Source organism: Terriglobia bacterium (assembly GCA_020072565.1).
Taxonomy (GTDB): Bacteria; Acidobacteriota; UBA6911; order UBA6911; family UBA6911; genus JAFNAG01.
Window position 1 is genome coordinate 25448 of the sequence record JAIQGI010000038.1, and the last position, 13357, is coordinate 38804.

9 protein-coding genes are annotated in these 13357 nt (G+C 58.5%); 6 read left to right on the forward strand and 3 right to left on the reverse strand.

What is annotated here, in order from left to right; genetic code table 11:
* The first annotated feature begins 198 nt into the window (after positions 1-198).
* The 6 genes from LAP85_20635 to LAP85_20660 all read left to right on the forward strand — a co-directional run bounded on the left by LAP85_20635 (position 199) and on the right by LAP85_20660 (position 10402).
* The gene (locus LAP85_20635; GenBank protein ID MBZ5498810.1) at positions 199-2136 is read left to right on the forward strand and encodes a serine protein kinase; all 1938 of its coding nucleotides are present in this window, start codon (positions 199-201) and stop codon (positions 2134-2136) included.
* 72 nt (positions 2137-2208) lie between these two features.
* A complete protein-coding gene (gene yhbH, locus LAP85_20640) occupies positions 2209-3390 on the forward strand; it encodes a sporulation protein YhbH (protein ID MBZ5498811.1) in 1182 nt (393 codons plus the stop codon).
* Positions 3391-3402: 12 nt separating this feature from the next.
* Positions 3403-4833 carry a SpoVR family protein gene (locus LAP85_20645; protein MBZ5498812.1) on the forward strand — a complete coding sequence of 477 codons (1431 nt, stop codon included), beginning with the start codon at positions 3403-3405 and terminating at the stop codon, positions 4831-4833.
* A 139-nt stretch (positions 4834-4972) separates the two neighbouring features.
* Positions 4973-6994 carry a transketolase gene (gene tkt / locus LAP85_20650; protein ID MBZ5498813.1) on the forward strand — a complete coding sequence of 674 codons (2022 nt, stop codon included), beginning with the start codon at positions 4973-4975 and terminating at the stop codon, positions 6992-6994.
* Positions 6995-7120: 126 nt separating this feature from the next.
* On the forward strand, positions 7121-9976 hold the full coding sequence (locus tag LAP85_20655) for a bifunctional transaldolase/phosoglucose isomerase (protein MBZ5498814.1): 2856 nt from the start codon (positions 7121-7123) through the stop codon (positions 9974-9976).
* Between the two features lie 108 nt (positions 9977-10084).
* Positions 10085-10402, forward strand: a complete 318-nt coding sequence (locus LAP85_20660) for a hypothetical protein (protein ID MBZ5498815.1) — start codon at positions 10085-10087, stop codon at positions 10400-10402.
* Here LAP85_20660 and LAP85_20665 read toward each other — a convergent pair.
* From LAP85_20665 to LAP85_20675, 3 genes are read right to left on the reverse strand one after another with little or no spacing between them, the layout of a single operon-like run.
* Positions 10399-10896 (reverse strand): hydrogenase maturation protease, encoded by a 498-nt coding sequence (locus LAP85_20665; GenBank protein MBZ5498816.1) that lies wholly within the window; start codon positions 10894-10896, stop codon positions 10399-10401. The genes LAP85_20660 and LAP85_20665 overlap by 4 nt on opposite strands.
* Before the next feature lie 27 nt (positions 10897-10923).
* Positions 10924-12384 (reverse strand): Ni/Fe hydrogenase subunit alpha, encoded by a 1461-nt coding sequence (locus tag LAP85_20670; GenBank protein MBZ5498817.1) that lies wholly within the window; start codon positions 12382-12384, stop codon positions 10924-10926.
* Positions 12381-13337 (reverse strand): oxidoreductase, encoded by a 957-nt coding sequence (locus LAP85_20675; protein ID MBZ5498818.1) that lies wholly within the window; start codon positions 13335-13337, stop codon positions 12381-12383. The genes LAP85_20670 and LAP85_20675 overlap by 4 nt, the downstream gene beginning before the upstream one ends.
* Positions 13338-13357: the final 20 nt, after the last annotated feature.

The window sequence follows — 13357 nt, forward strand, 5'->3', positions numbered from 1 at the left end:
TTCCTCACAGCGCTCCACTACATCCCAATCCGGGCGGCACGCTGTTTCCGCTCGAGATCCTGTCGGGGGTGGGCATCCGTGTGTCTTGATTTCTATGAGCGAAATCTTATGAATCACCGGGACCTCGATATGCATCTATATACGTAGGTAGCTGCTGGCTTGGGTGAGTGGCTAGGCAGAAATACCAAAGGAGCGGAGATGGAGCAAGTTACCAGCAAGTTCGGGAAAATGATCCAGGAGGATCGGGACACGCGGGAGAGACATGTCTGGCGCGGAACATTCCTCGGGTACCTGGATCAGCTGAGGGATAACCCTGGTCTTACGAAACTGACACACGCGCGATTGTACGATGTCATCACAAGCGCAGGATCGCGCGACATCGGCGATATCGACGATGCTCGTACCAAAAGGCTCTTTAAGGATGAATCGCTCAAGGTTTACAGTTTCTTCGAGGACGAGTTCTTCGGCATCGAGCATGTGCTTTCCAAGATCGTCCGCTACTTCCATTCGGCGGCCTTGAAAGGCGAGGAGAGCCGCCAGGTGCTCTACCTGATGGGGCCTGTCGGATCCGGCAAGAGCTCGCTCGTGGAGAAACTGGAGCGTGGACTGGAGGACAGCGAGGCGTTTTTTGCCATCGAGGGCTGCCCGATGGGGGAAGAGCCGCTGCACTTGATACCACGCCACCTCCGGCGCGAGTTTGAAAAAATGCTCGGCGTTCACATCGAAGGAGACCTGTGTCCGGTCTGTCGTTTCCGGCTTAAGGAAGAGTTCGGCGGGCGCTATGAAGAGGTCCCAGTAATCACCAAATTCTTCTCCAAGCGTAACCGGGTCGGCATCGGCGTGGTGCCTCCGGTAGACCCCAACAACCAGGACACCTCGGTGCTGATCGGCAGCGAGGACATCTCAAAGCTCGACCTCTATTCGGAGGGGGATCCGCGCGTTCTCGATCTGAACGGCGCGCTCAATGTCGGCAACCGCGGCATGGTGGAGTTTATCGAGGTTTTTAAAAACGAAACCGAGTATCTCCATGCAATGATCACGGCTACGCAGGAGAAGGTCATACCGGCACCCGGCCGCCACGGCATGGTGTACGTCGATACGGTGATTGTCGCGCACTCCAACGAAGCCGAGTGGCAGAAGTTCAGATCCGATCACACGAACGAAGCTATCCTCGACCGCATCGTGGTGATCAAGGTGCCTTACAACCTGCGGCTTTCCGAAGAGGTGAAAATCTACCAGAAGATCATTCGGCATTCTGATTTCCACGCCCACATTGCCCCGCACACGCTCGAGGTCGCCTCGATGTTCGCCATCCTGACACGCCTCGAGCCGAGTGCGAAGTGCGACCTGCGCACCAAACTCAAGCTCTACAACGGTGAGGAGGTGGTCGAAAAGGGCAAGACCAAGAAGGTCGACATGCAGGAACTGCGCGATGACACCAAGCGCGAAGGGATGAGCGGCATCTCCACTCGTTTCATCATGAAGGCGCTCGACAATGCCCTGTCGGATAATGCGGCGGGGAATTGCATCAACCCGATCAATGTGCGCGAGGCCCTGATCAACATGACCAAGGAAGCCGACCTTCCCGACGATACGCGCAAGCAGTACCTGGACTTCCTCCAGGATATTCTGCACAAGGAATACCTGGAGATTCTCGAGAAGGAGATTACCAAGGCCTTCGTCTACTCATACCAAGAGCAGGCCGAATCGCTGTTCCAGAACTACCTCGACCATGCTGAGGCCTATGTCAACAAGACCAAGGTGAAGGATAGAAACACCAAGGAGGAGCTGCAGGCGGACGAGGGATTCCTCAAATCGATTGAAGAGCAGATCGCGATCATCGGCTCCGCGGCGGAAGGGTTCCGCCAGGAGGTGATCGCCTATCTGTGGGCGTCGGCACGCCGCAACGAAAGGGTCAGTTACACCAGCTATGAACCTCTCAAGGAAGCCATCGAAAGAAAGCTGATGACTTCGGTGCGCGACATCAGCCGCATCATCACCAAAGCACGTACCCGGGACGAGGCTCAGTCGGAAAAGTACAGTGCCATGGTCCAGAACCTGATGCAGATAGGCTACTGCCACAGCTGCGTCGACGTCGTCCTGAAGTACGCCGCCAACAATCTGTGGAAAGACTGAGGCGGCACGGGGGCGGTCGCTCTGTGAAACCGGCGCGTGCGCCTCATGGCCGCGCCTGAGTGAGCCTGTATCATGAAACCTTTTTCGGAGACCATCTTCCGACCCTTTCGCCAGTCTGAAGCCGAGCACAGCGACCGCTCTGCAGGCGACCGCCTGCGCCATCGGCAGAAGGTCCGGGAATCCATCCGCGATAACATCGCCGACATCATCGCCGAAGAGTCGATTATCGGGCGCGACAGGGACCGGATCATCAAGGTGCCGATCCGCGGGATCAAGGAGTATCGCTTTATCCACGGCGAAAACGCTCCGGGTGTAGGGGAAGGACAGGGCGATGAGCAGCCCGGGCAAACGATCGGCAAGGCCGGTGGAAAAGGGGATGGCGCAGGCCAGGCCGGCGATCAGCCCGGCGTCGACTATTATGAAACAGACGTCACCCTGGATGAGTTGATCGAGATCATGTTTGAAGACCTCGAGCTGCCCGACCTCGAGCGCAAGAAGCTGCGCGAAATCGAGGCGGAACGCATCAGCCGCAGGAAGGGCTATCGCCAGGTAGGGATCCGCGTTCGACTGGACAAGCGGCGCACGGTCAAAGCCAGGGTGCGGCGCCAGCATGCCACGCGCCGCGGGCCGGACGATACGCGCACGCGCTTTCCGTTTCACGACGACGATCTGACCTACCGCCACATGATCACGGATACCAAGAAGGAGTCTAATGCGGTGGTGATTGCCATCATGGATACCTCCGGTTCCATGGACACCATGAAGAAGTACCTCGCGCGCAGCTTTTTCTTCCTGCTGTCGCAGTTCGTCGCCACTAAATATCGCACCGTTGAGACGGTGTTCATCGCCCACCATACCGAGGCCGCCGAAGTGACCGAAGAAGAATTCTTCCACAAAGGAGAATCCGGCGGGACCTTTGTTTCTTCAGGTTACCGAAAGTCGCTCGAAATCATCGAGGCCCGCTATCACCCGTCGCTATGGAATATTTACGTGTTCCACTGCTCCGATGGAGACAACTTCGATTCCGACAATGCTGCCGCATTGCAGAGCGCAGATGAGCTCTGCCAGGTGTCCAACCTTTTCGGCTACGGCGAGATCAAGCCGCAGGGCATGAGCTATTACGAGAACTCCATGATGAAGATCTTCAGCCGTCTCGAAGCCGGCAACTTTCACACGATGCTTATCGAGCGCAAGGAAGATGTGTGGCCGAGCTTCAAGGCATTTCTCGCAAAGGATCGCGCGGCAGAACAGTGAGGAAGTTGCGACATGGCTCCGCTTTACGACATCAAAGATCTGGAAAAGTGGGACGCCCGCATCCGAGAGAAGGTAAATGAATTCGGCCTCAGCTGCTTCCCTCAGGAATTCGAGATGTGCGATCACAACCAGATGCTGGCCTATATGTCCTACTCGGGGATGCCGGCGCACTATCCGCACTGGTCCTTCGGCAAGGCTTTCGAAAAGCTCAAGACTCTTTACGATTACGGGGTCTCCGGCCTTCCCTACGAGATGGTCATCAACTCTAACCCGGCGCTTGCCTACCTGATGCGCGACAACTCCCTGCTCCTGCAGATTCTGACGATTGCCCACGTCTATGCCCACAACGACTTCTTCAAAAACAATTTTACTTTTCGTACCACACGCCCGGAGTACACGCAGGCCACCTTCAAGGTCCACGGCGGCCGCATCCGGGCATACATCGAAGACCCGAGCATAGGGCTGGACAAAGTCGAAGGCATGCTGGATGCCGCGCACGCCGTCTCGCTGCAGTGCCGCCGGAACCTTGCCGTGCGCAAGCCTACCCTGGAGGAGGAGCGCCGGCGACTCCTCGACCAGGCATGCCCGCCTGCCGACAAGTTCGCCAGGATCCACCGCCGCCAGCCGTACGTCGAGCCCGATCTGCACAAAGTCCCGCTCGTGCCCGACGAGGATCTGCTGCTTTTTATACGTGACCACAATCCCTACCTGGCCGAGTGGGAAAAGGACGTGCTCACGATCGTGCACGAGGAAGCTCAGTACTTCATTCCTCAGATTGAAACCAAGATCATGAATGAAGGTTGGGCAACCTACTGGCACAAGCGCATCCTCGACAGCCTGAACCTGCCCCAGGATCTGCAGCTCGAATTCATCGTGCGCCACAACCAGGTCGTGCGGCCCTTCCCCAAAGGATTCAACCCGTACCACATCGGCTTGCGCGTTTGGGAAGATATCGGAAGGCGCGGGGAAGAAGGGAACGTGAAGAAGGAAGAGGCTGAAAAAGCAGCTCGCTTCCCCGGCACCCGCCTGCTATTTGAAGTGCGCGAAGCCGACCGGGATACCTCGTTTCTGCGCCGGCACCTCGGCGAGCAGCTCATGCGCGAGCTGAACCTCTTCGAGTTCGAAAAGCGCGACGAGGATCTGGTGGTCAGCCGGGTTTCCGACGAGGCGGAATGGCGCGCCGTCAAGGAGACGCTCCTGAAGAACGTGGGTGTGAACGGCATGCCCGTGATCAAAGTGGAGGATTCCGACTACAGCCACAACCACACCTTGTATCTCAAGCACTACCACGACGGCCGCGACCTGCAGTTGGAGTACGCAGAAAAGACCTTGGCCCACCTGCGCCGACTATGGCAGCGCGACGTCGTTCTCGAGACCATCGTCAACAGCGAGCCGGTGCTGCTCCTCTATCAGGAAGACGGCCTCTCGCGGAAACACATCTAGAATCTCGACGCACAGGGCGCAGGGCATGCGGAGAAAAGCATGGATTTCCTCTCTGTGCCCGGCGCCCTCTGCGTTGAGATTTTTTTGATGTTACACTAGTCTGAACCTATCGATGCCTGATGATGAAGGAGCGAGGTCTATGGGCAATCTTGAGAGCATGTCGATCGAGGATTTGACGATCTGCACGATCCGCACTCTGGCGATGGATGCCGTCCAGAAAGCCGACTCAGGCCATCCGGGCACGCCGATGGCCCTGGCCCCGCTGGCTTATGTCCTTTGGCGGAGATTTCTCCGCTTCAATCCCGGCAATCCCGATTGGTTCAATCGAGACCGTTTCATCCTCTCATGCGGCCACGCCTCGATGCTGCTGTATGCCATGCTGTATCTGAGCGGCTATAGTCTGACGCTCGAGGATATCAAGAACTTCCGGCAGTGGGGCAGCAAGACTCCCGGCCACCCCGAATATGGTTTGACCCCCGGAGTGGAGACCACCACGGGACCCCTGGGGCAGGGGATTATGAACTCCGTGGGGATGGCGATGGCCGAAGCTCACCTCGCCGCCAGGTTCAACAGGGATGGCCACGACATTGTCGATCACTTCACCTATGCGTTTTGCAGTGATGGAGATCTGATGGAAGGCGCATCGAACGAAGCCGCCTCGGTTGCCGGACACCTTGGCCTGGGAAAACTGATCTGGGTCTACGACAACAACCACATCAGCCTGGAAGGGCCCACCGAACTCTCTTACTCGGATGATGTGGCGCGGCGCTTCGAAGGTTACCGGTGGCACGTCCAGGATATCGGCGACCAGGCCAATGATCTGGAAGCTCTGAGTTCGGCCCTTCAGCAGGCCTGCGAGGAAAAAGAGCGGCCGTCGCTCATCATCGTGCAGTCACACATCGGCTATGGGGCCCCGCACATGCAGGATACCTTCGAGGCGCACGGTTCTCCTCTGGGCGAGGAAGAGGTCAGGCTCGCCAAAAAGTTCTACGGCTGGCCGGAAGAGGCAAAATTCCTGGTGCCGGACCGCGCGCTCCAGCACATGCGCGAAGCGGTGGATCGGGGACGGAAATGGGAGGCAGAGTGGCAGGCGAAATTCAGCGCTTACAGAAAGGCGTTCCCGGAGCCGGCGCGGGAATTCGAGCAGGCGCTGCGCGGCGATCTTCCTCCCGGGTGGGACAAAGATATCCCCGTTTTCAAACCATCCGACGGCCCCATGGCGACGCGCTCGGCCTCGAACAAGATCCTCAACGCCTTTTCGGACCGGCTCCCCTGGTTGATCGGCGGCAGCGGCGATCTGGCGCCGTCCACCAAGACGCTGATGAAGAACACATCCTATTTCGAGAAGGGCGCCTGCGCGAACCGCAATATTGCCTGGGGAGTGCGCGAGCACTGCATGTGCGCCTCGAGCTCCGGCATCGTCCTCCACGGCGGGGTGCGCGCGTTCGCCGCTTCGTTTTTCATCTTCACCGATTACGCCCGTCCGGCGATCCGGCTGGCTGCACTGATGGAGCTGCCCGCCATCTACGTGATGACCCACGATTCGATCGGCCTGGGCGAAGATGGACCGACACACCAGCCCGTGGAGCAACTTGCTTCGCTCCGGGCTATGCCGCACATGTGCGTCATCCGGCCCGCCGATGCCAACGAGGTCTCCTACGCCTGGCGCGCCGCACTTGCGCGCACAACGGGCCCGACCATGATGGTGCTCAGCCGTCAGAATCTGCCGATCGTCGACAGGAGCAAGCTGGCCGGAGCCGAAGGCGTTCTGAAGGGCGCTTATGTTCTCTCGCGGGAAAAGGGGAAAGTGCCTCGCGCGCTGTTGATTGCCAGCGGCTCTGAGGTGCCGCTGATTCTCGCGGCCCAGGAGAAGCTGCAACAGGACGAAATCGGCGTGCGCGTCGTGAGCATGGCAAGCTGGGAGCTTTTCCGGGAACAGCCGCAAAGCTATCGGGATGAAGTGCTGCCGCCGAACGTGACTGCCCGGTTGGCGGTCGAAGCCGGTGTAGCGCAAGGCTGGCATGAATGGGTAGGCGATGCCGGCGATGTCATCGCCATCGCTACGTTCGGCGCCAGCGCCCCCTACCAGGAAAACTTCAAGCATTACGGACTCACCGTGGAAAACATCATCGCGAAAACCAAGAAACTCTTAAAAAAGTGATGGATGATGAGTCATGAGTGACAGGACGGTGATCGATGAAGGTGATGTCAAACCACCGGTACGCTTGGCTCATCATCCGCGACTCATGACTCATCACTCGTGAAACATGCGTGGGATGGAGGAACAATGAACAATCTACTCAAGCTCAGGGACTACGGACAGAGCTACTGGATGGACAATCTTACCCGGGGCATGATTGTGCGCGGCGAGCTGAAGAAACGTGTCACAGAGCAGGGCCTGTTGGGAATCACGTCCAATCCGACAATATTCAACAAAGCAATCTCCAAGAGCAGCGACTACGACGAACAGATCAGGCAACTGGTCGAGGAGAAACGCGGGGTTCGTGAGATCTACGAAGCCCTGGTGGTGAAGGACATCCAGGATGCTTGCGACATTCTGCGTCCGGTATACGACCAGTCCGATGGCATCGACGGTTTCGTGAGCCTGGAGGTTTCTCCCTATCTGGCCTACGACACGCAAGGCACCATCCAGGAGGTGAACCGGCTGTTTCAGGCGGTGTCACGGCCGAACTGCTTCATCAAGATTCCCGGCACATCCGCCGCCGTGCCTGCGATCGAAGAGTGTCTCTACCGGGGAGTGAATGTCAACATCACGCTCCTGTTTTCGATTCAGAACTACGAAGCAGTCGCGCATACCTACATCCGAGCTCTGGAGCGGCGCGTGGCGGAAGGCAAGCCCATCCGGCAGCTGGCTTCCGTCGCCAGCTTCTTCCTGAGCCGCATCGACACGCTCGCCGACCAGCTTCTCGGGCATAGGATCGTCCCCGGTGCGGAGGTCGACGACACGCCGCCGGTGCAGCTGCTCGGCAAGGCCGCCGTAGCCAGTGCCAAGCTTGCCTATGTGAGCTTCAAGAGAATTTTCAACGGCGATCGCTGGCAAAAACTGGCCGACCAAGGCGCGCGCGTCCAGAGGCCTCTCTGGGCCAGCACCAGCACCAAGGATCCCCTCTATCGGGACGTCAAATATGTCGAGCCGCTCATCGGGCCGCATACCGTCAATACCATGCCTGAACCGACCATCTCCGCTTTCGCGGACCACGGAATCATTGAAGCGAACTCCATCGAAAAGGATGTAGAGGAAGCGCGGCAGGTCGTGAACGACCTCGGGAAAGCGGGTATAGACCTGGATTTTGTCACGCGCCAGCTGGTGAATGAAGGGATTCAAAAGTTCATCGAACCCTACAACACACTCATGAGCGCCCTCGCCGGCAGGCGCCGGCAGCTGCTGGCTGACAAGGAATCCCCACAGATAGTGAGTTTCGGTCCCTCCAAAGCCGAGGTTGCCGCCGCATACGAATCGCTGGACGCGAAGCAGTTTGCCAGGCGCCTGTATGCGCGCGACGCACTCCTGTGGAAGTCGGACCCCAAACAGGTCGCTGCGATCCGCAATCGGCTCGGCTGGCTGGACAGCATGAAGGATTTCCTGGTGAAAGCGGATGACCTCACCAGCTTCGCCCGCGAGATCAGGGATGCGCAGTTCCAGCATGTGGTACTGCTGGGAATGGGTGGCAGCAGCCTGTGTCCCGAAGTGGCCCGGGAAACCTTCGGATCCGCGCCCGGCTGGCCGAAGCTCCTGGTGCTCGACAACACCGATCCTGCGGCAATCGCCGACGTGGAGTCGCAGATCGATCTCAAGCACACCTTGTTCCTGGTTGCGAGCAAATCGGGCACCACCACGGAAACCATCAGTTTCTACCGCTACTTCTACGGCCGGATGAGCGGGAAGGGAATCGACAAGGCCGGCAGCCACTTTGTCGCCATTACCGATCCGGGGACACGCCTGGCAGAGGAGGGACGAGGACGCGGCTTCCGGCGCATCTTCGAAAATCCCGCCGACGTCGGCGGCCGCTACTCTGCGGTTTCCTACTTCGGGCTGCTGCCCATGGCGCTCATAGGCGTCGACATCCGGTTGCTTCTCGATCAGGCTCTTCAAATGCGCCAGAGCTGCGGGCCTTCCGTGCCCCCGGAAGCCAACCCCGGTGTCAGTCTCGGCGCGCTGCTCGGCATCAACGAACGGAACGGACGTGACAAAGTTACATTTGTACTCTCCCGTTCGGTGAGCCGATTCGGTGCCTGGGCCGAACAACTGCTTGCAGAAAGCACCGGCAAGGATGGACGCGGGCTGATACCCATCGATGGTGAGGAACTCGGCAAACCTGAAGACTACGGACAGGACCGCACCTTCATTTTCATGAGACTGAAGGACGAAACGGATCAGAAGACCGAGAGAAAGCTGCAGACTCTGGAGGCGGCCGGTCACCCTCTGGTTCGCATCGAACTCAGGGACAGATTGGCGCTAGGGGCCGAGTTCATGCGCTGGGAAGTGGCCACGGCTGCCGCCGGCGCCGTCCTCGGCATCGATCCCTTCGATGAACCGAACGTCGCGGAAAGCAAGAAGAACACGACGGACCTGTTGCAGGAGTGGAAACAGAAAGGCACCTTTGCCGAGGGCAGTCCAATCATCGGTGACGATCGACTCAATGTTTATTGTGCGGGGGGCGCCCGCTGGCTTTTTGAAGGAAGCCGGAATTCCATGGCGAACTTCGTGAATGCATTCCTTGGCCTGGCCCGATCCCCCGATTATGTGGCATTGCTGGCTTACTTCCTTTCGACTTCAGGGCGCGACAAGAGGCTGGATGCCCTGCGCCTCCATGTGCGCAATCGGGCGCGAGTGGCAACCACTCTTGGATATGGGCCACGCTACCTCCACTCCACCGGACAATTGCACAAGGGGGGGCCGGACCGGGGCGTCTTCGTCCTGCTTACTGCAGATGCGTCCGAAGACCTTCTCATTCCCGGGGAAGACTTCGGATTTGCCGTCTTGCAGCGGGCCCAGGCACTTGGCGACTTCCGGTCGCTGAACAGCAAGGGCCGGCGCGTCATTCGCATCCACCTGGGACCCGACGTTGACAAAGGACTCAAGCTGCTTGTCGATATGGTAAACGAGAGAGGCGGTGCGTAGTGACTGCGGAAAAGATCACAGGTCTGCCTTCCGCGGTCTCCTTTTCTCTGAGGATTGAAAGATTCCGTCAAAGCTGATATCTTGCCTCCAAATCTCTCGGGAGGCTATATGAGCAATGACGCGGAGATGGCTGCGCCAGCGCGCATGATGGCGGAGTTTGCAGATCAGAAGCGCCATTTAAAAACTGTTAAATCCGAGGCGCACAGGATCGGTGAGCAGTTAATGGCAATCGGAAAGTTGATTTGCGATCACCCCAGCAGCGTTACGATTGATCCGGAATCTTATCCTTTTCTGAATGTGATGATGCTTCAGGCCATGATCGAGGATTGCCGGATCAGGGAAAACAAAGTATCTGATCTGCGCGCACAATTGATTTCGATGGGATTGCTGGCCCATCCTGTCCCGCCGAGTTTGCGTCGGGGTTAGACGAGTCTTTCGGTCAGGAGCGCATGGCGATCGCCATCGCTCAGCTCACGCATAATCGAATCCACGGCCCTCTGCATCCCGAGCGCCACTGCCGGGCTCAGGGACTCGCCGAATGTCTGCGCATCTTCCGCCTGGATGCCAAAGATTGTAATGTCTTCGGGCATCCGCAAGCCGAGGTGTCGTCCGAGGCCGAGGGCGGTAGGGAGGTCTATTTCGTGAACCGAGCGGAGCCTGAGAGAGGTCCGGAGATCATGAGGTGCGATCTGGACCACCGTCCCAGGTTCCAGATTATCGAACTGGATGGAATCCACCAGGATCGCTCGCCTGCATCCGGCCAGCAGCTCCATGAGGGCGAATCCAGCAACTTCCGATTCGACAACGTCCACGGCCGATGCGAGGCCGGCGTGAGCGAGCCGCCGGCCGATTTCCCGCGCCGCGTATATGCCGACACCGTCGTCGCTAAGGATCGTGTTGCCGAGGCCGATGATGCGCATGCTTATGAAGCCCTCAACCGTCAAACCCTAGCGGGCCTCACGATGAATAATCTCTCCGTCGGCGGTCTTTACTTCCACTATCAGCGGCATCTTGCCGGGGAGCGAGTGCGTGGCGCACGAGAAACACGGGTCGTAGAGCCGGAATGCCATCTCAATCATATTCAGCAGACCTTGTCCTACTTCCTTTCCCGGTTGAATGAGCTTCTGGGCCGCCCGTTTGATGGCCATCGAGATCGGCGCGTGATTGTTGGTCGTGCCGACAATGAGGTTGGCTTCGGTCACCAGCCCGTTCTTGTCGGTCTTGAAGTGATGCGTGAGAATTCCACGCGGCGCCTCCACGATCCCGACACCTTCTTGTGGTGTTTCGGTGGGCAGTGTCCGGAAGTTGGGTGAGGTGATCTCAGGATCTTCCGCCAACTCGAGCATTCTCTCGGCGGCATACAACAGCTCGATGAGGCGTGCCCAGTGCGTGGCCAGGAGCTTCTTGACCGGCTTGCCGCCCAGGGTCTTGTACATCTTCTCGTACTCCGCATGCGCCAACGGCGTGGCCATGCCATCGGCGGCGTTCAGCCGGGAAAGTGGCGTGGCCTGATACAGGCCGGACTCTGGACCGTCGACAAAACCCTTCCAGCCGATTTTCTTAAGGAACGGGAATTTCAGATAAGTGAATTTCTCCACGTGCTCCGCTATGTAGTCCAGATACTCGTGGTCCTTGTACCGGAAGACTTCTTTGCCTTTCTGGTCCACGACGCGGTGATCGCCGTGGTAGAAGTTCACGCGGTTTTTCTGATCTACGGTGCCGATCCAGTACGTGTCCATTTCATAGATGTCGGACAGGACTATGTCCAGGTATGCCTTGTTGTTCAGGACTATGTCCTCGAACAGCTTCAAGGAGAACTTAGCGAACTCGATGCTGGATTTCGCCTTCTCGACGATCTCTTTCCGCTGCTCCTCGGTGATTCCCTTGGAGACTCCGCCGGGCAGGGTCCAAACCGGGTGCGTCGAGCGGCCGCCCACCATGATCTGAATGTCCTGTCCGATGGCGCGGTGCTTGATCACTTCTGCGCCGATAGGAACGCCTACCTTGTCCACAATGCCGAGAATATTGCGTTTCGCAGGGTCGGCGTCCGGTCCCATGACGAAATCCGGCGCAGCCAGGGCATAGAAATGCGCGATGTGGCTGTGGAAGTAATGAGCACTGTAGTAGAGCTCCCGGAGCTTCTTTGCCGCCGCGGGTGGATCAATCTTGTACACGGCGTCGACAGCCTTGCCCGCGGCCAGGTGGTGGGCGGCCGGGCAGACGCCGCAGATGCGCGACACGACCCGGGGGACTTCCTCGATCGGCATGCCCTCGATGAATTTCTCGAAGCCGCGCAACTCGGGTACCTGGAAGTAACAGTTGGCAACCCCTCCGTCGTCGTTCAGGAAGATTTCGATTTTGCCGTGTCCTTCGAGGCGTGTGATCGGGTCAATGGAAATGCGCTTCATAAGGTCTTCCTCCTCAGGAGTGATGCGGGGATGCCAAAGCGATTCAGGCTCCTCAGACTGTCAGGAACTTGCGCCAGGATGCGCTCGATTTCGGCTTCCTCTTTCGCCTCAATCACAGATGCTATCGCCGATACCGCCTTTGCCCCCTGGTCGAGCACTCCGGGAGGCGGCCCGTAACAGCCGCGGCACGCGACACCGGAGGTCTGACAGCGCGTATCGCACCCTCCCCTGGTGACGGGACCCAGGCAGAGGAAGCCCTGTTCGAGATAGCAATTCTCCTGCTCGGGCTGCGCTGTAGCAATGCGCTTGAAGCTCGCGATCTTCTTCTCGTTCTTCTTGCGCGGACACTCGTCGCACTGGGTCTTTTCCGATGCCCCGACCACGGAACCCTTGGGCGGGAGTTGTCCGCTCACGATCGCCTGCACGACGTTCCAGATCTGCTTGGGTGTCGGCGGGCAACCGGGCAGGTAATAATCGACATCCACCACCTGGTCCAGGCATTTGACTGTGTCGTACATCTCGGGAATGGTAATTTCTCCTTCGGGCACCTGGGTTCTTGCCTGCGGTTCGACCTTTTCCGGATTCACCGTGGACGGCGAATCATGGTAGACCCGCTTGAAGATTTCCTTCTTGCTGAACAGGTTCGCGAGCCCGGGAATCCCTCCGATATGGGCGCACGTGCCGAAAGCCACCAGGACCTTGGACTTCGCCCTCAGGAGGTGTGCCAGGTGCTCATTTTCCGAGTTTCGGACGGCACCGTGAAAGAGGGTCACATCGATGTGACCGTCCGGCATGGCTTCCACGTCCGCGTATTTGAAATCCGTGGCAATGGGCCAGAAAACGATATCTGCCGCCGCGGCAATATCCAGTATCTTCTCGTTCGTGTCCAGGATGGCCACATCGCAACCTCCACAGGCAGCCGCCCAGTATGATGCCAGCTTTAATTTTGCCATCCGTCCCTCCGATATGTATC